The sequence below is a fragment of the Gleimia hominis genome (assembly GCF_032085515.1).
GTDB lineage: Bacteria > Actinomycetota > Actinomycetes > Actinomycetales > Actinomycetaceae > Gleimia > Gleimia hominis.
In genome coordinates this window covers 1-23,843 of the sequence record NZ_JASXSX010000006.1, presented here as the reverse complement: position 1 = coordinate 23,843, position 23,843 = coordinate 1, and the positions used below count along the sequence as shown (strand labels likewise).

Genomic DNA, 23,843 nt, shown 5'->3' with positions numbered 1-23,843 from the left:
TCATGAACAACGAACTTCAAGCCCTGAAAACCACCACCGCAGTTGCAAAGCACTACAAGATCCTCGGGCACACCATGCGCTACGGTACCCACACGATCGCCACGAACCGCATCTGGAACGACTGCCTCGGTGCTTACGAGCATTTCGCAGCGATCTTCCACATTCTTGGCGAAGGCAAGAACGCCCCAGTGATGCTCGCGACTGAATCCGATGAGGCTTTCACCGATGAGGGTCACGCGACCGCGTGGGCGATCGGCATGATCCAAGCCCTCTAACCACAGCCAGCCTCGACCATGATCGGCCGGGGCACGACTCTAAGCTTGCCACTTGCGCACCAGGCGCATCTTCGGTCTTGTTTGGCTCGTGACAACGCCCCGGTGTGCGAGTGGCGGTCATCGCTATTTTCCCTAGTGAATAATCCAAAAACGACTGGATATACCCCTGCGCGTATGGCTGTATGTACATGACCAAACAAGAGAAGGAGCAAGGTCATGAACAAGAAAACAGCCGCCCAGCTTCTTGAGATCGCGAAAAAGCACAGCTTTGAAGTTGCCACTCGTGGCGACTTGGAGCGGCGTATGTGGGACGACGAGGACTTCCTCGAAGTCAGCGTTTGGGGTTTGAAAGTCATGCTCGAAGACGCCTACAAGCTCGGAAAACAGACCAAGTAATGAACACCCTCGAACGCGACCAGAAAGCAATCATGGACGGTGACACGATCGAGGTGATGAAGCGTCGCAAGGCCAAGATTGCTGAACTGGAGGCGAGGCTGGGGCGGGAGAAGAACAGCTTTTGCGCCTCGATCCTCGCCCACCAGCTTGAGGAGCGTCGAGCCGAATACCAGCTGCTCGGCAACATGATCTAAACCTCGCACACCGCGCCTGAGCCTTCCAGCTTGGGTGCTGTGCTCTGAGAACTTTTCGCCCCGCTCGTTGGGGCTTTTCTTATGCTACTGGAGAGGAGGTGAATCGCGATGCGACAACTAGAAACCTACACGCCGACCAGGTTCATGGCTGACGGCTCGACGTATGATAAGCGCAAGGCCGATTATGCGGTCGCGTTCATTGAAGCTTTGAAGCATACGAAGGGCCGCTGGTCGGGTAAGGCGTTCAAGCTGATTGATTGGCAAGAGCAGATCGTGCGCGATTTGTTCGGCACCGTCAAAGAAGACGGCTACCGCCAGTTCACCACTGCTTATGTCGAGATTCCGAAGAAGATGGGCAAGCAGGTCGCGCTCGATACGCCCATTCCCACGCCGTCTGGTTTTATGACGATGGGTGATATTCGTGTAGGCGATATTGTGTTCGACGAACGCGGCAAGCGGTGCACGGTTGTTGCTAAATCTCGGGTGGATTATGAAGAGCAGGCCTACCGGATTACGTTCAAAGATGGTGAAGTGATCGAAGCTGGCGAGAATCACCAGTGGGCTGGCCACTATACCTTCGGTAAAGCACGTGAAGCGATTATGACCACCGGTGAACTCTATCGCCTTCCGCGCGATGGTGGTTCGATTCGCTTCCGTATCCCACTAGCAGGTGCACTGGATCTACCCGAGGCTGAGCTGCCGATCGATCCGTATGTGATGGGTTATTGGTTGGGTAACGGCACGGCCACGAAACCTTATTTGACGATCCAAACGAGAGATGTCACGGGCGTCCTTGAACGTATATGGCCGTGGAACACGCTGTCAACTCAGTATCCCAATACCGGGGATTCGATCTGCATCCGGATCCCACAGCTCGAAGCAATCCTGGTTGATTCCTTCCATGACAAGGTGATCCCGACCGAATATCTGCGTGCTTCACGACGTCAGCGCCTGGAATTGTTGTGGGGGCTGATGGATTCTGATGGTTCGATCTCCACCCGTAAAGGCCAAGCAATCTACACCTCGACTGAGGAAGGACTGGCACGGTCTGTTTCAGAACTGCTGTGGAGTTTGGGCATCAAGAATGCGATCACCACGGCCATCTCGACCCAGCGCACAGATTGGAGTTTACCTTCCTCTGTGTGTGGGCGCGTCCACACAGGTCAGACGCTATACTACGTCAAGTTCACCGCGTTTGACGATGTGCGAGTAGCTGGTTTAGATCGTAAGCAAAATCGCGCGATCCCGCGCAACCCGAACACCCGCTCGCACTACCGGTACATCGATACCATCGAGCCAATCCCTAACCGGGGTATGCAGTGCATCCAAGTCGACTCGCCCTCCCACCAGTACTTGGTCGGCCGCTCCTACCTGCCCACCCACAACAGTGAGCTCGCCGCCGCCGTCGCACTTTTGCTTACCTGTGGCGACGGTGAGGAACGTGCCGAAGTCTACGGGTGTGCAGCAGACAGGCAACAGGCAAGCATTGTCTTCGAGGTCTCCGCCGACATGATCCGCATGAGCCCTGCACTGTCCAAGCGTGTCAAGATTCTCGCCTCGCAGAAGCGGATCATCTACAAGCCCACCAACAGCTTCTACCAAGTCCTCTCAGCGGAGGCATATTCGAAGCACGGGTTTAATATCTCCGGTGTTGTCTTCGACGAGCTCCACACCCAACCCAACCGCGCCTTGTTCGATGTGATGACGAAAGGTTCGGGCGACGCGAGGACTCAGCCGTTGTACTTCCTCATAACCACGGCAGGCACTGATACGCACAGTATTTGTTATGAGCAGCACGAGAAGGCCGAGGACATTCTCGCCGGTAAAAAGCACGACCCGACCTTCTATCCCGTCATCTACGGTGCTGACCGTGAGGACGACTGGACCGACGAGAACGTGTGGCGCAAAGCCAACCCGAGCCTAGACATCACCGTGCCGGTGGAGAAAGTGCGTGTTGCCTGCGAACAGGCGCGCCAGAATCCGGCCGAAGAAAACACGTTCCGACAGCTGCGCCTCAACCAATGGGTGAAGCAGTCGGTGCGGTGGATGCCCATGCACGTGTGGAACCAAAACTCAGCACCCATTGACCTTTCTGATTTGGAGGGGCGGGTGTGTTACGGCGGGCTCGACCTTGCGTCGACGACGGATATTACGGCGTTCGTCCTCGTCTTCCCACCCGAAACCGGTGACGAGCCGTATGTGATCGCGCCGTGGTTCTGGCTACCCGAAGACAACCTCAAGCTCCGGGTCGCCCGTGACCACGTGCCCTACGACCTGTGGCAGGACCAAGGCTTCCTACAAACCACGGAAGGCAACGTCGTCCACTACGGGGCGATCGAAGCCTTCATCGAACAACTAGGGACTCGCTTCGATATCAGGGAGATTGCGTTCGACCGGTGGGGCGCTGTCCAAATGAGCCAAAACCTCGAAGCGCTCGGTTTCACCGTGGTTCCGTTCGGGCAAGGCTTCAAAGACATGAGCCCGCCTTCCAAAGAGCTCATGAAACTCGCCCTCGAAGGACGGCTCGCCCACGGTGGGCACCCAGTCCTGTCCTGGATGGTCGACAACATTCACGTCCGCACCGACCCAGCAGGCAACATCAAACCCGACAAACAAAAGAGCACAGAAAAGATCGACGGCGTCGTCGCAACCATCATGGCCCTCGACCGCGCCATCAGATGCGGCCAAGGCACCACCAGCGGGTCGATTTATGATGAACGAGGACTGCTTTTTATCTAGCACTACGGAACGCTCTATCGTATCGAGATTCGATTTTAGTAAAATGATGAAGTCTCTAAGAGGCAACGCGACCCAGATTCCCTGTCGCGCACCCACCACAATGTTGCGGCATGACGAAAGGAATAGTTCATGATTACTAGAAATTATTGCAAAGCTCTTGTAAGTACGGTAACGACATTGGCGTTATCTTTGTCTACGGTTGGGGTTGCATCTGCTGCTGAAACGCCTGCTGGAAACACTTTTTCGCAAAGCGTTTCTGCGGATATTGAAGCTGCTGTAAAAACTCAGCCTAATGTTTTTCTAGACACGAGTGATATTGATGAAGGAAAGATCACGATTCAAGATGGGGTTATCACAGCTCCATCAGCAACAGAAACAGAGTTCTCGTTAACTTTTCCGATTGAATCGTTGAACGATTTTCAAACTCCGAGCCTAAGTGAAGCAGGCAATTATTCAGTAGAAGTACACGATGAAGGAGACGGTGCTTTCAGATCTCTATTTCATATTCCTGATGCGAAATCTCCAAAAGAATACTCAATTTCAGTAGATTCAGATTTTCATTTAACTTATTTGGAAGATGGCGGAATTGCCGCATGGGATCAAAATGAGAATCTTGTAGGAACTTTTACTGCGCCGTGGGCTGTTGATGCAAACGGATCAAAAGTTAACACTGACTATATAATTGATGGTAACCGCATAATTCAGCGTGTCCATACTGATGCTGCAACTGTTTATCCTGTGGTCGCTGATCCTTTCTGGATTCCTGCTTTAGCTGTCATGGCACACTTTACGCGTCATGCGTTAACTCAAGCTGCTGTTAGGGGTGTAAGCCAAGCATTAATTAAACAAGTGGTGACGAATGGTGTGAAGACTGCGGGTAAGAAAGGGACATCAGTCTTCACTCAAGGTAAAGGGAAGAATAGGATTCGAGTTGTTGTAGCCAACAAAACTGGAAACATTATCACGGTTACAAAAGGATGAGACTCATGCATATGACATACGACAGAGAAGCTGATGCTGCATATGTGACGTTCGGTGACAAGATAGCGCCAGAAGAAGCATCGCAGCAGGTAGCTTTTATTGATACTCCGAATGGGCAGACTCAAGTGACGATAGACGTTGATAGTGAAGGGTATCTTCTCGGTATCGAAATACTTGCAGCGTCAGCTGGTTTACGTGCCGAAGTTTTGAACAAAGCACAGCATCTGTGACTCCTTTACCTTTATGCGTTTGCTGTGAGAAGCAAAATGCCTAGTCGGATGTTGCTAGTTGCTTCCTACGAATAGTCCCCTGTGTCTGATATAGACGCGGGGGACTACTTATTTTCTGACCAAGGAACAGTGATGGGTTTTCTTTCCTGGCTGCGTGGCGACACTGCTCGCACCACTGACGATCACGCGATCAGCTCAGGCTATAGCTTTTTCTTCGGGGCCACGAGCTCTGGGCGTCCGGTGACGGAGCGCTCTGCGATGCAGATGACGGCGGTGTATTCGTGTGTGCGGATTTTGGCGGAGGCGATCGCTGGTCTGCCGCTGCATGTGTATCGACAACGGGCGGATGGTGCGAAGGTGAAGGCTCTCGACCATCCGCTGTATTGGCTTCTTCATGATGAGCCGAATCCAGAGATGACGAGCTTTGTGTTCCGAGAAACGCTGATGACGCACTTGCTGCTTTGGGGTAATGCGTTTGCTCAAGTACTGCGCAATGGCCGTGATGAGGTCATCGGCTTGTATCCGCTTATGCCGAACAGGATGAGCGTGGGGCGTGATGAGGGTGGGCGGTTGTATTACGAGTATCAGCGCAGCTGGGATGAACCCTCTGGACGCTTCGAAACCGTCACCTTGCAGGCACGCGATGTGCTCCATATTCCAGGGCTGGGTTTCGATGGGCTGGTGGGGTATTCTCCGATTGCGATGGCGAAGAACGCTATAGGCCTCGCTCAGGCGACCGAGGACTACGGAGCAAGTTTTTTCGCTAATGGTGCTGCGCCGGGCGGGGTGTTGGAGCATCCGGGCACAATCAAAGACCCCACGCGGGTGCGCGAGTCCTGGCAGCAGACCTTTGGTGGGGCGAGGAACGCCAATAAGATCGCGGTGTTGGAAGAGGGCATGAAATACACGCCCATCTCCGTTAGCCCGGAACAAGCCCAATTCCTCGAAACGAGGAAGTTTCAGATGGGTGAGATCGCCCGCATCTTCCGTATTCCTCCCCATATGATCGGGGATTTAGATCGTTCCTCGTTTTCTAACATTGAGCAGCAGTCGTTGGAGTTTGTGAAGTACACGCTGGATCCGTGGGTGATCCGCTGGGAGCAAGCCATCACCAAAACACTCCTCAGTCCGCGCGAGAAACCGCAGGTGTACGTGAAGTTCAACCTCGAAGGTCTGCTGCGTGGTGACTATAAGTCGCGGATGGATGGGTATGCGGTGGCACGGCAGAACGGGTGGATGAGCGCCAACGATATCCGCGAGCTAGAAAACCTCGACAAGATACCCGCCGAGGCTGGCGGAGACCTCTACCTGGTGAACGGGAATATGCTCCCGCTCGGTCTTGCAGGGGCTTACGCCACCACCCAAGCCGACCAGACAGAAAGCGAGCCTGAGCCGTCGTTGGCCCCGGAACCTTCGAGTAACCAGCTTCCCCTAAGGAGGAGGATATGAGACGTTTTTGGAACTGGCTCACCCCCGAGCCACACACGAATGACCCGGACGCAGGTAGTGCCCGGGTTTTGCGCATTGCTGGCACGATCGCTGAAGAATCCTGGTTTGATGACGACGTCACACCCGGTATTTTTGCAGGCGAGTTGAACGCGGGTAGCGGGCCGGTGACGATCTGGCTGAACTCGCCTGGTGGTGATGTGGTTGCTGCCGCCCGGATCTACAACATGCTCCTCGACTACCCAGGCACAGTGAGGGTCAATATTGATGGGATCGCCGCATCGGCCGCGTCCGTGATCGCGATGGCCGCATCCACGGTTGCTATGTCGCCGGTGTCGATGTTGATGATTCACAACCCGGCGACGATGGCTGTGGGTGATAAGGACGAACTCGCCCGTGCGATGAGCATGCTTGATTCGGTCAAGGAATCGATTCTCAATGCGTATCAGGAGAAGACGAACCTGAGTCGGGCGAAACTGTCCAAGCTGATGGATGCCGAAACATGGATGGACGCACGTGCGGCGATCGACATGGGATTTGCCGACGAACTCCTCACCAACCAGCGCAATCCGATGTTTGCGGTCGAGTCGAAGAAACCCGACGATCCCGACGACGACGAACCAGATGAAGTGGAGCCGCCGGACGAACCTGACAAGGACGAGGAGTCGAAGCGCCCACCGTTCCCACCCAAAAAGAACGCGGGGCAAGGCACGGTGTTTTCACGCCGCGCCAGCGAGCAGCGCCTCGTCGCTCATCTGACCGCCACACCGCCACCGAAGCCGGCGGATTTACCACGCCGAACTGTTCAGCCCGCTGTGCCTGTTGGTCGGCGGGTTCTTGATTTATACGCCGAACTAGCTAATCAACCCCACTGAAAGGACCAATATCCATGTCTACTTCACTTTCTGTTTCTGACCTTCGCACCAAGCGTTCCGACGTATGGGAGAAGGCGAAAGCTTTCCTGGATGAGCGTCGCGACACCACCACTGGCTGCTTGTCGGCTGAGGATGATCAGGCCTATGCGAAGATGGAGGCCGAGATCGACCAGCTCACGGCCGAGATTGCACGCTCCGAGCGTGCCTTGCGCCGTGACGCCGCTTTGGCTAGGGCAACCAATATGCCGCTGACCTCCATGCCTGGCATGAATCCTGATGATGACGCCAAGCCGACTATGCCTCGAGCAACCGCCTCGTATAAGCGGGCGTTTTGGGATGCCATGCGACTGAACGCCTCCCCCATGGAGGTACGGGGCGCCCTCTCGGAGGGCGTCGACACTGAGGGCGGCTACCTGGTGCCGGAAGAGTTCGAACGCACTCTGATCTCCTCGCTGGAGGATCAAAACATCATGCGAGGCCTCGCCAAGGTCATCCAAACCACCAGCGGGGACCGCAAAATCCCCGTCGTCTCTACGCATGGCACAGCTGGGTGGCTCGATGAGGGCAAGCCGTATACGGAATCGGACGAATCCTTCACCCAGGTCACCTTGTCCGCGTTTAAGCTCGGCACCTTCCTCAAGATTTCAGAGGAACTGCTTAATGATGCGGCGTTTAATGTCGAGCAGTACCTCGCCTCTGAATTTGCTAGGCGTATTGGCGCGGCTGAAGAAGAAGCCTTCCTCACCGGAGACGGCAAAGGCAAACCCACCGGCATCTTCAACGCTACAGGCGGTGGCGAGAAAGCGGTGACTACGGGCAAGGCGACCGATATTACGGCTGATGAGCTCATCGACCTGCACTACGCGCTTCGCGGCCCGTACCGATCGAGGGCGGTGTGGTTGATGAACGACTCAACCGTGAAAACCATCCGCAAGCTCAAGGACGGCAACGGCCAATACTTGTGGCAGCCAGCCCTGACCGCAGGAACCCCAGACCTTGTCCTCGGACGCCCCGTTCATACTTCGGCCTTTGTTCCGGAGGTTAAGGCCGGCGCATCGACTGTGGCTTTCGGTGACCTGGGCTATTACTGGATCGCCGACCGACAAGGCCGCAGCTTTAAGCGGCTCAACGAACTGTTCGCCACCACCGGACAGGTCGGGTTCCTAGCCTCCCAACGCCTCGACGGGAAACTAGTGCTACCCGAAGCAGTCAAAATCCTCACCCAGAAGGCAGGAGCATAACCAACCCCACGAGTGGAGAGGAGGTGGCTGTATATGGTTACCGATGATTTGGTGGATCTGGTGAAGGCGAATCTGCTGATCACTTTCGACGATGACGACCAGTTGATTGCCGCGCTGGTCAATGCGGCCACCTCCTACGCCTGCTCATTCCAACACCTGCCCGAAAACCACTACGAAAAGAACGAGATGTCTGGGGCGACGCGGCAGGGCATTGTCATGCTGGCCAGTCATTTCTATGAGTCACGTGATGGGGCTACGGCAGGGTTTTGGGCTGATAAGCCGGATGCGGCTCGGGCGGTGTGGAACGCGGTGAACAACCTCCTGCGCCTCGATAGAGATTGGAAAGTCTAAGGAGAACACTCATGGCTTCTTTGGGATCCATGACCACCACGATCAACCTCATCGCGCCAGTCACCGTGCGTGACAAAGCAGGGTTCACCACGACGCGGGACGAGATCAAAGCGACGGTGCGGGCGCAGATCGAGGTGCGTCATGCATCGAGCGCGTGGGTGAACCGCGCCGCTTACTCAAAGGCTGACGTCCTTTTCCGCATCCGCACTATTGCGAACCTACCTGTCACGGCAGATATGGAGATCAGTGGCACGGATGGGCGGTATGTGATCGACGCGGTCGAGGTGATCGGCAGGTACGTTGAGATTCTTGCCCACCACACCAGCCCCGAAGGAGAAGCCCGTGGCTAGAGTTCAGATTCGCCTTCCGAACGCGTTTATTGATTCTCTTGATGATGCCAGTCGTGTGCTCGAAACCTCGGCGGATGAGGTGCTCAAGGCGGGTGCTGCGGTGGTTGAGCCAAGGTTGCGAGCCAACCTCACTGGTGTGATCGGGCGTGCCACCAAGCAGGCCTCGCGTTCAACCGGGCAACTACTGGCAGCGCTTGGTACGACCTCGGTGAAGGTGAACTCGAGGGGTGATCACAACATTAAGGTCGGCTTCGCTGAGAACCGCCGAGATGGTAGATCGAATGCGCTCATCGCGAACGTGTTAGAGCACGGCCGAAGCGATCAGCCTGCTCGTCCGTTTCTTGCACCCACCAGGAGCCAGACGCGCAGGGGCGCGATCGAGGCCATGAAAACAGCGCTCACAGCGTGGATTGGCGAGGTGAAAACATGATGAGACAACCGCTTTTAGAGCAACTCAAGATAATCACCGACAGGCTCGGCCTGCCGTTCGAAGTCGGCCTCTACACGACGACGCCAGCACCAGATACGTATCTGGTGGCAACCCCGCTGACAGACACGCTGGACGTGTTCGCCGACAATCACCCCAGTGTTGAGGTCGAAGAAGTCCGGCTGGCGGTGTTCACCACCCGCAATTACCTGCCCATCCGTGACCGGATCACCCGGGCACTCCTCGACGCAGGACTCACTCTCACCGCCCGCCACTATGTAGGTTTCGAACCTGATACTGGTTTTCATCACTACGCGATCGACGTCGCCGCCCACCACATCTACAGATAAGGAGAATTTTTCATGGCAACAATCGGCTTAGACAAGCTCTACTACGCCACCATCACCGAAAACCCCGATACGGGTGAGGAAACTTACGCTAAACCCAAACCCCTAGCTAAAGCCATCAGCGCCGAACTGAGCGTCGAAGTCGCTGAAGCAATCCTGTATGCCGATGACGGGCCAAGCGAGATCGTCAAGGAATTCAAATCCGGCACCCTCACCCTCGGCATTGATGACCTGGGTAGTGAAGCAGCCGCCGCGCTTACCGGGGCGACGGTGGACTCCAACGGGGTGCTTATCTCCGCCTCCGAGGACGGTGGGGCTCCGGTGGCGATCGGTTTTCGAGCCGCACGAAGCAATGGTAAGTATCAGTATTTCTGGCTCTACCGGGTCAAGTTCGCCCTCCCAACCGAAACGCTGGCCACCAAAGCCGACAGTATTACGTTCTCGACCCCGAGCATTGAGGGCACGATCCTGCGCCGCAACAAGCCAGACGCGAAGGGCCGTCATCCATGGAAAGCAGAAGTGCTAGAGGGTGGAGCCGGGGTGAAACCAGAGACGATCACCGGCTGGTACGCACAGGTTTATGAACCGGCAGCCGCGACCACTGTGAAACCCGCATCCAACAGCTAGAGGTAGTGAACTGCCATGAGTAAGAAAACCATAACCCCTAAGAACGCCAGTGGTGTGACCCCTGGTAGGTCGGCGACCGTCCTGATTGGTGGGGAGGCGTTCGAGCTGGTGCTCACCACCCGCGCCACCCGCCTCATCGCGCAGCGTTACGGCGGACTGGAAAACCTCGGCCAAACCCTCGAAACATCCGATGACCTGGGCAAAACATTGGCGGAAGTGATCTGGCTCGTGGCCCTGCTCGCCAACCAGTCCGTCGCTATCCACAACCTCAAACACCCAGACCAGCCCCGGCCAGAACTCACCGAAGAACAGGTGGAGTTGCTGACCGTGCCAGCAGACCTGGCGGACTATCGGGACGCGATTACTGAAGCCCTGCAACGCGGCACCCGGCGTACCATCGCCACCGAGCCAGTCCCAAAAGCACCACCAGCGGCGGGCGCATAGTCGAGAACGACCAGGCGGTGTTCACGCGGCTGACCTACATCGCCCTCGCACACCTCCACCTCAGCGTGGAACAGGCAGAGCTGATGGTGTTCGGGGTGCTGCTCGACCTGGTGGAGTGCTGGCGAATCGAAACCGGGCGCGCCAAGCCTGCGCGGGTCTGGTTTATCGACGATGTGATTCCCGCAGGGGTTTAGATACTGTTCCAGTGGGCTTTTAGTTCGTGAGCGAATTTTGTGGGCATTGTTTGATGCCATTGATGACCTGCGTCTGGCACAACGATGAGGCGGGCATGTGGGATCTGTTCGCTGATGGTGCGGGCAGCAGGAAGATTCGCGCGGTCTTTCGAGCCGCACGCAATCGTTGTTGGAACCGTGATATTTCCAAGCTCTGGGTCGAAATCAATGGCTGATATTTGACGCAGGATTCCCAGCAACTGTTGCTTGGAAATCTGTGGTGGACACACGAGACGCTCAGGTAAGACTCGCATGAGAACGCTTTGAATGCGCATCAATGCTTTAGGAGGGCGCGCCTGCGGAGCTGAAAGAAACAGCGACCGAACCATGTGCGGGTGCCGACTTGCCAGATCAAGACCCATCACCGCACCAAGAGATAGCCCAACCACGTCGACTGGATCATTCAGTGCTGCGGCGAGTTCGCCGGTGCGCTCATGTAACGACCATGGCGTTCCTGAAGGGTGATCGAAAACAGTGGGCGTGAGCGCGTCAATGCTCTCGAACTCGTTGATGACCCCATTCCAGGCTTGCGGGGTCTCACCGAGTCCGTGGAGGAAAAGCACCGGGGTGCTCATCGCTGCGAACCACGAGTGAAAAGGTGCCACGCTGCAAGCCCGATCGCACATACCCCGAAACCTGCTGCATTAGCGATGCCCGTGACGGGATGCACGACACCACTCATCCACAAAACAGCGAAAACAACCGCCCCAATGACGAGCAGGACAAACAACGGCCATACCCACCGGCGATTAGTTACAACATTGGCCCACACGCTTCCTCCTCATCCTCTATCCAATTAGAAACCCTAGCAAAGCGAAGGAATACAGACCTATGGCTGACAGTTCGTTTGGTTTGAAGATTGGGCTTGAGGGTGAGCGTGAGTTCAAGCGGGCGATCACCGATATTAACCGTCAGATGCGGGTGCTCGGCTCGGAGATGAAGCTGGTGGCGTCTTCGTTTGATAAGAACGACCACTCCGCTGCAGCCCTCACCGCGCGTAACCAGGTGCTCGGTAAGCAGATCGAGGCCCAAAAGTCGAAGATCGAGACCCTGCGCGCCGCACTCGAAAACTCTGCCTCCTCGTTTGGTGAGAATGATAGTCGGACGAAGAATTGGCAGATCCAGCTCAACAACGCTCAAGCCACATTGAACGGTCTAGAGGGTGAACTCAAAGCCAATAATGATGCCCTGTCGGATTTCGGGGACGAGGCAGACGGCGCGGGTGACGATGCTAAGGGCGCTGCCAAAGATGCGGGCAAACTCGAGGGTGCGGTGGATGATCTCGGGGATGAAGTGGACACCACCAGCTCCAAGACCCGCATTTTCGGTGATGTTTTGAAAGCGAACCTCGCCTGCGAAGCGATCATCGCCGGGGTGAAAAGTATTGGGCACGCGATCGCCAGTATTGGGCGCAGTATGGCCGGAGCTCTGAAAGAGGGCGTGGAATATAACGCGCGCATGGAGCAATACACCACGAGCTTCACCACGATGCTGGGCGATCAAGCCAAAGCCCAGAAACTCGTCAACGATCTGAAAGTTCAGGCGGCAAAGACCCCGTTTGGTATGGAGGACCTAGCGGGCAGCATGCAAACCCTGCTCTCGTTTGGCATGAGTTTGGAGGATGCGAAAAAGCACCTGAACGAGATCGGTGACATTAGCCAGGGGGATGCGGTGAAGATGGGATCCTTGACGCTTGCCTTCGCCCAAATGAGCAGCACGGGCAAGCTCACGGGGCAGGACCTGCTGCAGATGATTAACGCTGGTTTCAATCCCCTGGAGGAAATCAGCCGCAAAACCGGCAAAAGTATTGGCGAGCTGAAAGAAGAGATGGCTAAGGGAGCGATCAGCGCTGACATGGTCGCTGACGCGTTCGCCTCCGCCACTGCTGAGGGCGGCAGGTTTTATGGGGCGATGGATGCCCAATCCAAGACTTTCTCCGGCCAGTTGGCGACGATGAAGGACGGGGTGGAAAACCTCAAAGGCCTACTCGCAGGCGGATTGAGCGAGGCGTTGGCTGGGTCGGTGTTGCCGATGGTCAACACCTGGATAGATGAGCTGACCGCAGCGTTTGAGCAAGACGGCACCACCGGGTTTATTAACGCCCTGGGCGGCGTTTTACACGAAGCCCTCACTTTTATTGCTGAGCAACTCCCCGTGGTGGTGGAGAGCGGCATGAGCATCCTCACCGCCCTGCTCGATGGCATTATCCAAGTACTGCCACAACTAGCCGAAACGGCGGTGCAGCTGGTTGTCGCGTTGGTGGAGGCGATCATCGAAGCGTTGCCGTCTTTGTTGGAGGCGGCGGTTCAGATCATCGCTACACTGGTTGCTGGTATCGGTGAAGCCTTGCCGGAGCTTGTTCCTGCAGCGGTGGAAATGCTCGTAGCTTTGGTGCGGGGACTGGTGGATAATCTGCCGCTTTTATTGGATGCGGCGTTGGGGCTCATCACCGGACTCGCAGAAGGCCTCATCGCAGCCATCCCCGTGATTATCGAAGCACTTCCTCAGATCGTCACCGGGATTGTCACGTTTCTTGTGGGTGCTATTCCACAAATCATTCAGGCTGGGATTCAACTGTTGACGGCTCTGATTGGTGCTCTGCCGCAGATCATTACGGCGATTGTCGCTGCTCTGCCGCAGATTATCACCGCGATCGTCAGCGGCGTGGTCGGCGCAATCCCACAACTCATCGACGCAGGAATCCAGTTACTCACCGCGCTGGTGCGGGCGTTACCCACCATTATTAACACCGTGGTCGCAGCAATCCCACAAATCATTAGCGCCATCGTCTCTGTCGTGGGCCAGGGCGTGTGGCAAATGATGGAGGCGGGTAAGAACCTCGTCTACGGCCTGTGGAACGGGATCCAATCCTTAGCGGGGTGGCTGTGGGATTCGGTCTCGAACTGGGCAAGCGGGATTTGGGACTCAATCACCAGCTTCTTCGGCATCCACTCACCGTCGCGCAAGATGGCCTGGGCTGGCCGGATGCTTGTCGAAGGCCTGGCAGGATCCATCAAAACCGATGGCAACAAGGCTGTCAGCGCCGCTTCCGGTCTCGCGCGGGACACCCTCGATGCCTTCGCTGAGCTCGAAGATGGGCTGAGCGTGCCGATCGACGCGGCCGCAGACCTGCAGGTGCCGAGTGTTGATCTCACCCCACAACCTGTCACCATCAACCGCAACGCGAATGGTGGAGACCGTAGTGAGCGGGTGGATGTCGCTGGGATCGTCGATGCCACGGCGAAGCGAATCCTCAGTTCGCTCGACATTAATGTGCGACTTTCGGATGGGACGCTGGTGGGCAAACTCGCCCCCGCCCTCGACAAACAACTTGCTCGCCTAGACCGCAGGCAGACCGTGATGGCGGGAGGCTACTAACCATGTATGGTTTCACCCTCAACAGTAAGGTGACCTCTATGTCGCTTGGCCTGCGATTGAGCGCACCAGTCGCGCTGCCAGTTGCAACAAGAACTGTTGATGATATTGAGGTCGAAGGCAGAGCCGGAACCCTGACCCGGCTTGCGGGATGGGAGGACACCGAGATCGATCTCGACCTCGCCGTACCTATTGGTGGCGGGCTCGACCACTACAGGACAGCTGCTCATGAGCTGACGGGCGCTTCCACGATTGCTTTCACTGGTGAGCCGGACGTGTATCGCAAGGTTAAGCACTGCGAAGTGAGCGAACTGCGCCGAGAACTCTCCGGGTGGGGCATGTTCACCGTACACCTGACCTGCCAACCCTTCACCTACCTGAGCGAGGGATTGAAAGCGGTAACGCTCACTGCATCTGGGACGATCACCAACCCCGGTCTTCTTGATGCTGATCCGATCATCACCATTACTGGCACTGGAGCGCTGTCCTTGACGATCAACACAAGCATTTATCACGTGAATTCACCAGCAGGGCAGGTCACTCTCGACAGCTCCCGCCTGGTCGCTCATGCCCACGGAAAAGTACAGGCCGATGCGCTCACCGAATCATTCCCAACCTTCAAGCCTGGGTTGAACCGGGTCACGCTCGGTGCGGGGATTTCAAAGATCGTGATCGTGCCGAATTGGCGCAACCCCTAAACCGCCCTCACTTCTGCTTTTTATCACGGCCATTCCTTGACTAGGGGCATGGTCGTCTCGTCTGGTTTTGGAAGGATTTTTCAATGATTACGGTTCACGACCGCACTGCCACATCGTTTACCGCCACCGGCCTGGGAGTATTGGATCGGGAGATCATCAACCCAGTGGTGGTTGAGGAGCTTGGCGGCGAGTTTTCGCTCAATTTCACCTATCCGGCTGACGGCCCAGTGGCAAACCACCTGACGTTAGAGAATATTGTCGCTTGCCCGGTGCCAGAATTACAGCTTCGACAGGGGTTTCGCATTAGCGAGGTCGTCACCACCCTTGACGGCTTGCTGGAGGTCACGGCGTTTCACGTGTTCTACGACCTAGCCGCCAACCTTATTGCCGACACCTACGTGGTGAACAAGACCGCGAAAGCCGCACTGACGCAGATTCTCAGCGCAGCGAACACATCCCACGGTTTCACTGCCACTTCCTCGGACAACGTCACCAGAGCGTCGGCCAGGGTGGTGCGCATGCCCATCGCCGCCGCGCTCATGGACACTGGCGAGGAGAACACGTTCGTCTCACGATGGGGCGGGGAAATCACGCGAGATAACTGGCATATCCACCACACCCCCAGGCGGGGGAAGGATCGTGGTGTGGTGATTCGGGATCGGAAAAACCTCACCGGCTTCGAATCCACCCTCGATTTCACGAGCGTGGTCACGCGGATCCTACCGGTGGGCTTCGATGGACTGCTCTTACCTGAACTGTATGTGGATAGCCCGAGGTTGGGTGATTATGTGGTGCCGCGTATGCGCGTCATCCGCTACGGCCAGGTCAAAGCCATCTCGGACAAGGGCAATCCTCGTGAGGGCGAACTCCCACTCGACCAAGCCTACGGCGAGCTACGCCGACTCGCGGCAGCAGAATTCAGTGTCAGGCACGTTGATGAGCCGTCGGGGTCGTATAAGGTGCGCTTCGTTGATCTTGCCGCTACCAAGGAGTACGCCGACTTGGCGCGCCTGGAAACAGTCGAGATTGGCGACACCGTCACCGTCCGCCACACCGACCTTGGGATAGTACTATCGGCGCGGGTGGTGGCCTACGAATACAACCCACTCACGCGCCAGTACAACTCGGTCGAGCTCGGGACGGTAGATCGGAAGTTCACGTCTGTCACCCGGCAGGTCAAGACCGCCATCAATACGGCGGTGTCTGCCTCCGATGCGGCAGGATTCGCCCTCGCAAGTGCGGATGGGAAAAACACGAATTTTTACGGCCCCACACAGCCCGCACAGGCCAGGCTTGGTGACACGTGGTTCAAACAAAATGGTGAAACCACAGAGATTTGGATCTACCAGCAAACCGATACCGGGCAGCCCAGCTGGGTGGCCCTCACCACTGATTTGAACCACGCGCAGATAACAGCCGAACTGGACGTGGCACGCCGCGAGGTCGAACAGGCTAATACTGCGGCTCTTGACGCGAAGACTGTTGGAGAGCAAGCTGACAAGCAAGCAGAAATCGCCCAGGCACAATCACAACAGGCTAAAACAGAGGCCACTGCTGCCACAGCGAAGGTCTCTGTACTGGATTCACGCCTTGGCACTGAGGTTTTGCGTTTAGAAACAGCGATCAGTTTGAAGGCCGCTAAAGATGGGATTATCTCCCTCATTAATATCAGCCCCGAAGGGGTTTTGATTGACGGGGCACGCGTTCATATCACGGGGCGCACGAGTATCGACAACGCAATTATTAGCACCGCCATGATTAAGGACGCGGCGATCACGAGCGCGAAGATTACTTCCCTGTCAGCGGGCAAGATCACTTCCGGCTACCTATCGGCGGCTCGTATTGCTGCTGGGTCTATCACCTCCGACAAGCTCACTATCCGCGACGGGTTTATTGACACGGCAATGATCGCTAACGCTGCGGTCACATCCGCGAAGATCGCATCACTGGATGCTGGAAAAATCACCACCGGGTATCTCAACGCAGGCAGGATTGCTTCACACTCAATCACGGCCGATAAACTCGCCGCTAACGCTATCCAGGTGGGCTTGGCTGGTTGGACAGATTCGATTCGTATCAGCCCCAGCCAAATCCGCTGGTATAACGAAGACAAGCTGGATGGAACCATCTCGAGTTCGGGCATGAAGTTTTGGTATGGGGATCGTTATATTGGCGAGTTCGCTAGGCGGGGGAAGAAAAACTCGGACGATGTGCAAGGCATTGTCGGCCAGCTCGCCTACCGGGGTGACTACGTGGCCTGGACCTACCAAAACACTGATGGCGGAGACTACTACACGTGTCTCACACTCGACCCGAAAGGCCGTTTCTACAATAAGGCCGGTATTCATCTAGGTAGCGATCTGCGTACCAATGGCTACAAGTTCTACACCACAGGCTCGCGCTACGTCACCTTAGACGATGTCACGTTAGAAGGCCGTGGTACCCACCCCGGATGGGTCGGCCCAAGCAGGCTCGCGAAAATCGTGTTCCACACCTACGACGTCATGATCGTCACCAACGGCTCCTACTACAACATGACCCGCCTCTTCAACCGAGTCAGCGACCTGATGAGCCGGGTCAACGAACTGATCCGACGCCTCAACTACGGGTGGATCACCTCCATTTCCGGGAGCGGGTCGAATATCACCTGGTCTAACTTCTCCAACACCGGCCTCAATGCCATGAACACCAACCTCACCTAGAAAAGGAAACACGTCGATGAAGATCATGCTTGCCAACCAGTACCTCCAACCCACCGCCACACTCCTGGAGGGCATGCCACTCAAAGCCACCCAATCCAGAGCCCGCTCCAAACTCCTCACCCTAGTCAAGGAAGCGGTTGTGCGGTTCGGTCAAGACGAATACGAGCTAGCCGCCCAATACGCCACCCTCGACAAGAACGGAAAACCTATCTTCGACACGGATGGAACATTCCAGCTCGCCGACCCCGTCCACGCAGGAGAATTCATGACCGCCCGCACCCAGCTCCTTGAATCCCTCGCAGAAGTATCCGGGCCGACCTACGACACCCACCTCGAAGACCTGCACGTACTGCTCGATGAGTATGACGGGGACCTATCGGGGCAGGCAGCTGAGGCTTATGACGTGCTCTATGACGCTATTACCAGCGCGCGGAAGGACCAGTCATGAACACCCCCGAAACAAACCCTCCCACCGAGCCAGCCGAACAAACCGAGCTTGTTGAGCCTGTCGATTCTATAGAGCTTACTGAGCCTGTCGAGACGGTGGAGCATCCGATCACACCGATCACCTCCGATCCCACTCCCATGCCCGCAGCCACTATTGCCCCCAGTGAGATTGAGCAGGCCACACCAGTGACACACCGCTTGGATTTAACAATGCCGATCCTGAAAGATCCCACCAACCCCTAACACGTAATCCGTGCCTGCTCGGCGCACACATGCCTGCCTTCACTTTTCCAAGTGGGGGCAGTTTTCTTTTACACCCCCCAATAAGGGAAGGAAACACCTCTATGTCATTTAACGCTATCTGGCACGCTACCCAGGCCGCTATCACCGGTATCGGTGCTGCTCTTGCCGCCTACCTAGGTGGCCTCAACTCCCTCGCCTACGCTCTCATTGTTTTCACTATCGCTGATTACATCACTGGGGTGCTTGCCGCTATCAATGAGCGCCGCCTCTCCAGCGCAGTTGGTTTCAGAGGAATCAGCCGCAAGATTCTGATCTTTATTTTGGTTGGCCTGGCCCACCTCATCGACGTCCATATTCTCGGCGCGCCCGGTGTGCTACGGGCGGCGGTGATCTTCTTCTACCTATCCAACGAAGGCATCTCCCTCATAGAGAACGCCACCCGCCTCGGACTGCCCATCCCACCCCAGATGCGAGGGGCGCTCGATGCGATTGCTAACCACGCCCAGACCAGACCACCCCTAACTAAACCAACCAAAGACAACTCAACAGAAAAGGAGAATCAGTCATGAAGAATTGGGACACGCTCGAGGCCGACCAGAACCTCATCCTATCAAAGCACTACACCCCCGGCAGGAACGGGCGGCGAATCGATAAGGTCATCATCCACCACAACGCCGCCAACCTGTCAATCCAAGGCTGCTACGACGTATGGCAGAACAGACCAGCTTCCGCCCACTACCAAGTACAGTCCAACGGACGCATCGGCCAGCTCGTGTGGGACCGCGACACCGCCTGGCACGCCGGACACTGGGACGCCAACATCACTTCTATTGGTATCGAACACGCCGACACCTCGTCTAACCCGTGGATAGTATCTGAGGCGTGTTTAGATAACGGAGCACACCTCGTAGCCGCAGTCTGCAAGCACTACAGTCTTGGACGCCCTCAGTGGGGGAAGAACGTGTACGGACACCGCGATTTCACCGCCACCGAATGCCCCGCCTCCCTGGCAGGAAGCCAGCACAAGGCTTACATGACCCGCGCTGGGGCCTGGTACGACCACATGAGCGGCAACACCCCAGCACCCGCACCAGCAAAGCCTACGCCTGCAGCACCTAACATCGATGCTCTCGCTGACGCGGTGATCCGAGGCGAGTACGGGAACGGAGAAGAACGCAAGAATCGTCTTGGCTCAAACTATGCGGCCGTCCAAGCCCGAGTCAACGAAAAACTCACCGGCAAAGCATCTGCCGCGAAGCCAGCAGGCCCCAACATCGACGCCCTCGCCGACGCCGTCATCAGAGGCGAATACGGCAACGGGAACGAGCGCAAACGCCGCCTCGGAAACCTCTACACCGCAGTGCAAGCCAGAGTGAACACCAAACTCGGCTATTAAACCCGCATGCTGCTACGGTGAAACCTAGCCCCGCTGCTACCCATCTTGGGTGGTGGCGGGGCTTTTCGTCGTCTCTGAAGAGTTGTTGCCCGTCCGGATTTGGGGGTGGTTGGGGGCGTATGGGCAGAAGGCCCACAACACCTCCGGTTGAGGGGTTAACTCGGCATAGTTTCGTGGCCTTCTTACGAGAGGAGGCCAGAGATGGCGTTGATGACGATGGTTAGAGATCAGGTGTTGGTGCTGCGAAAGCGTGGCGTTAGCTATGGGCAGATCGCATGTCAGCTGGGATTATCACGCAACACGGTGAAGTCAATCTGCCAACGAGCAAACATTACCCCGTACTCACCGGGTGAACCTGGAAAGAGTATCTGCGAAGAATGCGGGAAAAAACTCCTAGCACCGCGCAACGGCCAGAGGTTTTGCTCCCAACAATGCCGTCTGGCATGGTGGCACACCCACCCAGACCAGCTTGCGCGCAAAGCCGTCTACCACTTCATATGCTCCGGGTGTGCCAAACCGTTCACAGCATATGGAAACGCGAGCCGGAAGTACTGTGCCCACGCCTGCTACATCCGAGACCGTTTCGGCACCAAAGGCGGACGGCCATGACAAGAGAAGCATTTGAGCAGGAGACGCATTTAGCCCGGCAAGTAAACTTCATCAATCTGCTCGTCAAAACCAGTGTGCTTAACGATGCTCAAGCCCACCAGATATTCGCAGATCTAATTGCGACGAACCCAGCTTTGATGGGGTCATTATTTTTGCGAGTTCGACTGGATAAAACACTGGTTTAGAGCGTGTATAGAACTAGGCCAACAACGAGCACAAAGGAGGAACTGATGGGTGAGATAGAGATAATCCCTGCCCGCAAAACACTACCCGCACAACTGCGGGTAGCTGCATATGCGCGCGTGTCCACGGCTTCAGACCGGCAGCTATCCTCCCTGTCTAAGCAAATCTCGTACTACTCACGACTCATCCAAACCACGCCGGGATGGGTGTATGCGGGAGTGTTCACCGACGAGGGAATCACCGGCACCTCCACCCACCACAGGCAAGGACTCAACAATCTACTTGCATTAGCCAGGAGCGGCGGTGTTGATGTAATACTCGTCAAGTCGATTTCCCGCCTGGCACGTAACACCGTTGACCTCCTCGCCACCATCCGTGAACTATCCGCGCTGGGTGTGAGTGTACGGTTTGAACGCGAAAACATCGACACCGCCACCAGTGATGGGGAACTACTCCTGACGCTCTTGGCATCGTTTGCTCAGGAAGAATCCCGCTCGCTGTCTGAGAACGTGAAGTGGTCGATCCAGCGTCGCTTCGCCCAAGGCATCCCCAATTCCACATTGATTTATGGCTACAGGTGGGAAGATGGGCAGTTCAGGGTTGAGCCAGAAGAAGCTGAAGCGATCCAGCTGGCCTATAAATGGTTCACCCAAGAAGGCATCTCACCTGAGAAAATCACTGATCGGCTAAACCAGGCAGGCTACCGCTCCAGATTCGGTAAACAAATAGAGCCCAACCTCATCCGTAGGGCGCTGCGTAACGAGCGTTACACCGGGATGATGATGTTGCAAAAGTATTACTCGAGCCGTATCGGACAAAACAACCCCCACCTCAATACCGGGCAACTACCCAAATACCTGGTAGAAGACGCCCACCCGCCCATCATTACCCGTGAACTATTCGAAGCTGCTCAAGCCGAGATCACCAGACGCAAACAGGGCGGATGGGCAGCTATCCCCACCATTAACACCGGCTGCTTCACCGCGCGCATCACCTGCGCAGCGTGTGGTAAACACTACCAACGTAAATCCCGCACCAAAGCCGGAGGCAAGGAACGCTACTGGCGCTGCTGGAACGCCTGCAAAGGCAAAGGCAACCCATGTAAGGGTCGTAACCTGCGCGAAACCATGCTCCAAAACCTGATGATGAGCGTGCTCGGTCTGGAGCGGTTCGAGGAACAAATAGTCACAACCCGTGTCGAGATGATTGAGGCTTTCCCTGACCGGCTCGACATTTATCTCACAGACGGCACCACCCACACCGTCTGGCTGGATGAGAAAGGACACGCCAGATGAGCCCTAAAGTCACCACCATCCCCGCCACCAAACCCCTCACACACGGCAATCTAAGCGCCAGTTCCCGACAGGCGGTGAAACGGGTGGCTGCCTACGCCAGGGTTTCAACCGACATGGAAGAACAGCAATCCTCCTACACCGCTCAGGTGGACTACTACACCCGCCACATCACCACCCACACCGGCTGGCAACTCGTGCGTGTCTACACTGATGAGGGCATCTCGGGCACCTCCACCAAACACCGGGCCGGGTTCCAACAAATGATCACCGACGCACTATCCGGCAAGATCGACCTGATCCTCACCAAATCCGTGTCCCGCTTCGCCCGCAACACCGTCGACACCCTCACGCACGTACGCCAGCTCAAAGACGCACGGGTCGAAGTGTACTTCGAGAAAGAAAACATCTGGACCCTGGATTCCAAAGGCGAACTACTCATCACCATCATGTCCAGCCTCGCCCAAGAAGAATCCCGCTCCATCTCTGAGAACGTCACCTGGGGGCACCGTAAACGCTTCGCCGATGGGAAAGTCATGGTGCCCTACGCGTCCCTACTCGGGTATAAGAAAGGTGAGGACGGCAACCTTGTTATCGATGAAACCCAAGCACCCATAGTGCGCCGCATCTACGCCAACTACCTAGCAGGACAATCACCAGCACGCATCGCGAAAACACTCACCGCCGACCAAGTACCAACCCCACGCGGGAAAACCACATGGACCACCACCACAGTGCGCTCCATCCTCACCAATGAGAAATACAAAGGAGACGCGCTATTACAGAAGTCTTTCACCGTAGACTTCCTCACCAAAAAGACCAAACCCAACCAAGGCGAAGTACCCCAGTATTATGTGACCGGCTCCCATGAACCCATCATCGACCCAGCAGTATGGGACAGGGTGCAAACCGAGCTCGCCGCTCGCAGCCAGCCAGGCTCGTCCAGCATTCACCCGTTCGCATCTAAAATCAAATGCGGACAATGCGGGGGATGGTACGGCAGGAAAACCTGGCACTCGGGCAGCAAATACGCAAAACACATCTGGCGGTGTAACCACAAATACGAAGGCAAGAAAACCGGCTGCTCCACTCCCCATGTTACCGAAAAACAAATCCAGCAGGCCTTCGAAGATGCCCTCACTCAACGTCTCAATGACACGCGACCAGTCGAAGAGATACTCGCCCACCTTGAAAAAACTGTGTTCAACACCGAACCACTCAAAACACAGCTAACCGACATAACAACACAGGTCAGCGAGACCGAGGCGTTGATGAACCAGCTCATCACCACGGCAGCCACCACCAGGCTCGACCCAGACGAATACGATCACCGCTACGCCAAGCTAACAGCCCGTCACGCCCACCTAACCGAGCAACACGATCACATCAGCAAGCAAATCACCGACCGGGCACAACGCCTCGCCCAAGCCCGCCAAGCCGTCAGCTACCTAGCCACCCAGCAGCCCCTCACATACAGCGACCAAATCTGGATGACCCTCATCAACCACGCCACCATCCACACTGATGGACACATCGAAATACGCTTCAAAGACGAAAACTAGCACCCCCGACGGATAAAACTAAACCATTACAGGTAACCCGACGATCAGAAAACACAACGTAAAAAGCTACGCACGACCTCACTACCGGTCGCACCCACCCAGACGGAAAATGCACCCACCTCTCCCACAAACGCACCCACCCCAAGCCCTGTATCAAAATGGGTCGCTAAACATCCACTT

The 23,843-nt window shown here is 56.3% G+C and carries 26 protein-coding genes; 25 read left to right on the top strand and 1 reads right to left on the bottom strand.

The features are described from left to right. Nucleotides 1-2: 2 nt before the first annotated feature. The 16 genes from QS713_RS08890 to QS713_RS08815 all read left to right on the top strand — a co-directional run bounded on the left by QS713_RS08890 (nucleotide 3) and on the right by QS713_RS08815 (nucleotide 11,117). Entirely contained in the window at nucleotides 3-275 is a 273-nt protein-coding gene (locus tag QS713_RS08890) for an Nmad4 family putative nucleotide modification protein (protein WP_313274643.1), read from the top strand. A gap of 216 nt (nucleotides 276-491) precedes the next feature. Beyond that, nucleotides 492-671 carry a DUF6900 domain-containing protein gene (locus QS713_RS08885; protein ID WP_313274640.1) on the top strand — a complete coding sequence of 60 codons (180 nt, stop codon included), beginning with the start codon at nucleotides 492-494 and terminating at the stop codon, nucleotides 669-671. After that, entirely contained in the window at nucleotides 671-865 is a 195-nt protein-coding gene (locus tag QS713_RS08880; protein WP_313274638.1) for a hypothetical protein, read from the top strand. Before QS713_RS08885 ends, QS713_RS08880 begins: the two co-directional genes overlap by 1 nt. A 108-nt stretch (nucleotides 866-973) precedes the next feature. Further along, nucleotides 974-3,604: a terminase TerL endonuclease subunit gene (locus QS713_RS08875; protein WP_313274636.1), complete on the top strand. Its 2,631-nt coding sequence runs from the start codon at nucleotides 974-976 to the stop codon at nucleotides 3,602-3,604. Between the two features lie 129 nt (nucleotides 3,605-3,733). Next, nucleotides 3,734-4,585 carry a DUF4258 domain-containing protein gene (locus tag QS713_RS08870; RefSeq protein WP_313274635.1) on the top strand — a complete coding sequence of 284 codons (852 nt, stop codon included), beginning with the start codon at nucleotides 3,734-3,736 and terminating at the stop codon, nucleotides 4,583-4,585. A gap of 5 nt (nucleotides 4,586-4,590) precedes the next feature. Next, the gene (locus QS713_RS08865; RefSeq protein ID WP_313274633.1) at nucleotides 4,591-4,815 is read left to right on the top strand and encodes a DUF2283 domain-containing protein; all 225 of its coding nucleotides are present in this window, start codon (nucleotides 4,591-4,593) and stop codon (nucleotides 4,813-4,815) included. Nucleotides 4,816-4,896: 81 nt separating this feature from the next. Then, a complete protein-coding gene (locus QS713_RS08860; RefSeq protein ID WP_446685025.1) occupies nucleotides 4,897-6,264 on the top strand; it encodes a phage portal protein in 1,368 nt (455 codons plus the stop codon). Beyond that, nucleotides 6,261-7,136, top strand: coding sequence for a head maturation protease, ClpP-related (locus QS713_RS08855; protein WP_313274631.1), 876 nt, complete (start codon nucleotides 6,261-6,263; stop codon nucleotides 7,134-7,136). Before QS713_RS08860 ends, QS713_RS08855 begins: the two co-directional genes overlap by 4 nt. Nucleotides 7,137-7,150: 14 nt before the next feature. Next, entirely contained in the window at nucleotides 7,151-8,377 is a 1,227-nt protein-coding gene (locus tag QS713_RS08850; RefSeq protein ID WP_313274628.1) for a phage major capsid protein, read from the top strand. A gap of 33 nt (nucleotides 8,378-8,410) precedes the next feature. Further along, a complete protein-coding gene (locus QS713_RS08845) occupies nucleotides 8,411-8,728 on the top strand; it encodes a head-tail connector protein (RefSeq protein WP_313274627.1) in 318 nt (105 codons plus the stop codon). Between the two features lie 11 nt (nucleotides 8,729-8,739). Then, nucleotides 8,740-9,078: a phage head completion protein gene (locus tag QS713_RS08840; RefSeq protein ID WP_313274625.1), complete on the top strand. Its 339-nt coding sequence runs from the start codon at nucleotides 8,740-8,742 to the stop codon at nucleotides 9,076-9,078. Beyond that, a complete protein-coding gene (locus tag QS713_RS08835; protein WP_313274623.1) occupies nucleotides 9,071-9,508 on the top strand; it encodes an HK97-gp10 family putative phage morphogenesis protein in 438 nt (145 codons plus the stop codon). The genes QS713_RS08840 and QS713_RS08835 overlap by 8 nt, the downstream gene beginning before the upstream one ends. Beyond that, nucleotides 9,505-9,855, top strand: coding sequence for a hypothetical protein (locus QS713_RS08830; RefSeq protein ID WP_446685024.1), 351 nt, complete (start codon nucleotides 9,505-9,507; stop codon nucleotides 9,853-9,855). The genes QS713_RS08835 and QS713_RS08830 overlap by 4 nt, the downstream gene beginning before the upstream one ends. 12 nt (nucleotides 9,856-9,867) lie before the next feature. Continuing rightward, nucleotides 9,868-10,479, top strand: a complete 612-nt coding sequence (locus tag QS713_RS08825; protein WP_313274621.1) for a major tail protein — start codon at nucleotides 9,868-9,870, stop codon at nucleotides 10,477-10,479. A 15-nt stretch (nucleotides 10,480-10,494) separates the two neighbouring features. Beyond that, on the top strand, nucleotides 10,495-10,923 hold the full coding sequence (locus QS713_RS08820; RefSeq protein WP_313274620.1) for a hypothetical protein: 429 nt from the start codon (nucleotides 10,495-10,497) through the stop codon (nucleotides 10,921-10,923). A 17-nt stretch (nucleotides 10,924-10,940) separates the two neighbouring features. After that, nucleotides 10,941-11,117, top strand: a complete 177-nt coding sequence (locus QS713_RS08815) for a hypothetical protein (protein ID WP_313274617.1) — start codon at nucleotides 10,941-10,943, stop codon at nucleotides 11,115-11,117. On the opposite strand, the gene QS713_RS08810 is transcribed toward QS713_RS08815, so the two are convergent. Next, a complete protein-coding gene (locus tag QS713_RS08810) occupies nucleotides 11,114-11,731 on the bottom strand; it encodes an alpha/beta fold hydrolase (protein ID WP_313274615.1) in 618 nt (205 codons plus the stop codon). The two genes, QS713_RS08815 and QS713_RS08810, sit on opposite strands and share 4 nt — an antisense overlap. A 256-nt stretch (nucleotides 11,732-11,987) precedes the next feature. On the opposite strand from QS713_RS08810, the gene QS713_RS08805 reads away from it, so the two are divergent. The 9 genes from QS713_RS08805 to QS713_RS08765 all read left to right on the top strand — a co-directional run bounded on the left by QS713_RS08805 (nucleotide 11,988) and on the right by QS713_RS08765 (nucleotide 23,663). Beyond that, nucleotides 11,988-14,534 (top strand): phage tail protein, encoded by a 2,547-nt coding sequence (locus QS713_RS08805; protein ID WP_313274613.1) that lies wholly within the window; start codon nucleotides 11,988-11,990, stop codon nucleotides 14,532-14,534. A gap of 2 nt (nucleotides 14,535-14,536) precedes the next feature. After that, a complete protein-coding gene (locus QS713_RS08800) occupies nucleotides 14,537-15,229 on the top strand; it encodes a hypothetical protein (protein ID WP_313274610.1) in 693 nt (230 codons plus the stop codon). A gap of 83 nt (nucleotides 15,230-15,312) precedes the next feature. Then, nucleotides 15,313-17,931 (top strand): phage tail spike protein, encoded by a 2,619-nt coding sequence (locus QS713_RS08795; RefSeq protein WP_313274607.1) that lies wholly within the window; start codon nucleotides 15,313-15,315, stop codon nucleotides 17,929-17,931. Nucleotides 17,932-17,947: 16 nt separating this feature from the next. Continuing rightward, nucleotides 17,948-18,379 carry a DUF1617 family protein gene (locus tag QS713_RS08790; RefSeq protein WP_313274605.1) on the top strand — a complete coding sequence of 144 codons (432 nt, stop codon included), beginning with the start codon at nucleotides 17,948-17,950 and terminating at the stop codon, nucleotides 18,377-18,379. After that, entirely contained in the window at nucleotides 18,376-18,621 is a 246-nt protein-coding gene (locus QS713_RS08785) for an acetyl-CoA carboxylase (protein ID WP_313274602.1), read from the top strand. The genes QS713_RS08790 and QS713_RS08785 overlap by 4 nt, the downstream gene beginning before the upstream one ends. Nucleotides 18,622-18,722: 101 nt before the next feature. Continuing rightward, nucleotides 18,723-19,190, top strand: a complete 468-nt coding sequence (locus tag QS713_RS08780) for a phage holin family protein (RefSeq protein ID WP_313274599.1) — start codon at nucleotides 18,723-18,725, stop codon at nucleotides 19,188-19,190. Next, entirely contained in the window at nucleotides 19,187-20,017 is an 831-nt protein-coding gene (locus tag QS713_RS08775) for an N-acetylmuramoyl-L-alanine amidase (protein ID WP_313274597.1), read from the top strand. The genes QS713_RS08780 and QS713_RS08775 overlap by 4 nt, the downstream gene beginning before the upstream one ends. An 839-nt stretch (nucleotides 20,018-20,856) precedes the next feature. Next, nucleotides 20,857-22,104, top strand: coding sequence for a recombinase family protein (locus QS713_RS08770; RefSeq protein ID WP_313274595.1), 1,248 nt, complete (start codon nucleotides 20,857-20,859; stop codon nucleotides 22,102-22,104). Further along, nucleotides 22,101-23,663: a recombinase family protein gene (locus QS713_RS08765; protein ID WP_313274594.1), complete on the top strand. Its 1,563-nt coding sequence runs from the start codon at nucleotides 22,101-22,103 to the stop codon at nucleotides 23,661-23,663. Before QS713_RS08770 ends, QS713_RS08765 begins: the two co-directional genes overlap by 4 nt. Nucleotides 23,664-23,843: the final 180 nt, after the last annotated feature.

Coding starts and splice junctions, on each gene's coding strand:
- QS713_RS08870 (WP_313274635.1), top strand. CDS start 3,734: ATGATTACTAGAAATTATTGCAAAGCTCTTGTAAGTACGGTAACGACA.
- QS713_RS08795 (WP_313274607.1), top strand. CDS start 15,313: ATGATTACGGTTCACGACCGCACTGCCACATCGTTTACCGCCACCGGC.
- QS713_RS08765 (WP_313274594.1), top strand. CDS start 22,101: ATGAGCCCTAAAGTCACCACCATCCCCGCCACCAAACCCCTCACACAC.
- QS713_RS08845 (WP_313274627.1), top strand. CDS start 8,411: ATGGTTACCGATGATTTGGTGGATCTGGTGAAGGCGAATCTGCTGATC.
- QS713_RS08790 (WP_313274605.1), top strand. CDS start 17,948: ATGAAGATCATGCTTGCCAACCAGTACCTCCAACCCACCGCCACACTC.
- QS713_RS08830 (WP_446685024.1), top strand. CDS start 9,505: ATGATGAGACAACCGCTTTTAGAGCAACTCAAGATAATCACCGACAGG.
- QS713_RS08775 (WP_313274597.1), top strand. CDS start 19,187: ATGAAGAATTGGGACACGCTCGAGGCCGACCAGAACCTCATCCTATCA.
- QS713_RS08780 (WP_313274599.1), top strand. CDS start 18,723: ATGTCATTTAACGCTATCTGGCACGCTACCCAGGCCGCTATCACCGGT.
- QS713_RS08810 (WP_313274615.1), bottom strand. CDS start 11,731: ATGAGCACCCCGGTGCTTTTCCTCCACGGACTCGGTGAGACCCCGCAA.
- QS713_RS08805 (WP_313274613.1), top strand. CDS start 11,988: ATGGCTGACAGTTCGTTTGGTTTGAAGATTGGGCTTGAGGGTGAGCGT.
- QS713_RS08855 (WP_313274631.1), top strand. CDS start 6,261: ATGAGACGTTTTTGGAACTGGCTCACCCCCGAGCCACACACGAATGAC.
- QS713_RS08770 (WP_313274595.1), top strand. CDS start 20,857: ATGGGTGAGATAGAGATAATCCCTGCCCGCAAAACACTACCCGCACAA.
- QS713_RS08890 (WP_313274643.1), top strand. CDS start 3: ATGAACAACGAACTTCAAGCCCTGAAAACCACCACCGCAGTTGCAAAG.
- QS713_RS08840 (WP_313274625.1), top strand. CDS start 8,740: ATGGCTTCTTTGGGATCCATGACCACCACGATCAACCTCATCGCGCCA.
- QS713_RS08885 (WP_313274640.1), top strand. CDS start 492: ATGAACAAGAAAACAGCCGCCCAGCTTCTTGAGATCGCGAAAAAGCAC.
- QS713_RS08850 (WP_313274628.1), top strand. CDS start 7,151: ATGTCTACTTCACTTTCTGTTTCTGACCTTCGCACCAAGCGTTCCGAC.
- QS713_RS08800 (WP_313274610.1), top strand. CDS start 14,537: ATGTATGGTTTCACCCTCAACAGTAAGGTGACCTCTATGTCGCTTGGC.
- QS713_RS08865 (WP_313274633.1), top strand. CDS start 4,591: ATGCATATGACATACGACAGAGAAGCTGATGCTGCATATGTGACGTTC.
- QS713_RS08880 (WP_313274638.1), top strand. CDS start 671: ATGAACACCCTCGAACGCGACCAGAAAGCAATCATGGACGGTGACACG.
- QS713_RS08825 (WP_313274621.1), top strand. CDS start 9,868: ATGGCAACAATCGGCTTAGACAAGCTCTACTACGCCACCATCACCGAA.
- QS713_RS08785 (WP_313274602.1), top strand. CDS start 18,376: ATGAACACCCCCGAAACAAACCCTCCCACCGAGCCAGCCGAACAAACC.
- QS713_RS08875 (WP_313274636.1), top strand. CDS start 974: ATGCGACAACTAGAAACCTACACGCCGACCAGGTTCATGGCTGACGGC.
- QS713_RS08820 (WP_313274620.1), top strand. CDS start 10,495: ATGAGTAAGAAAACCATAACCCCTAAGAACGCCAGTGGTGTGACCCCT.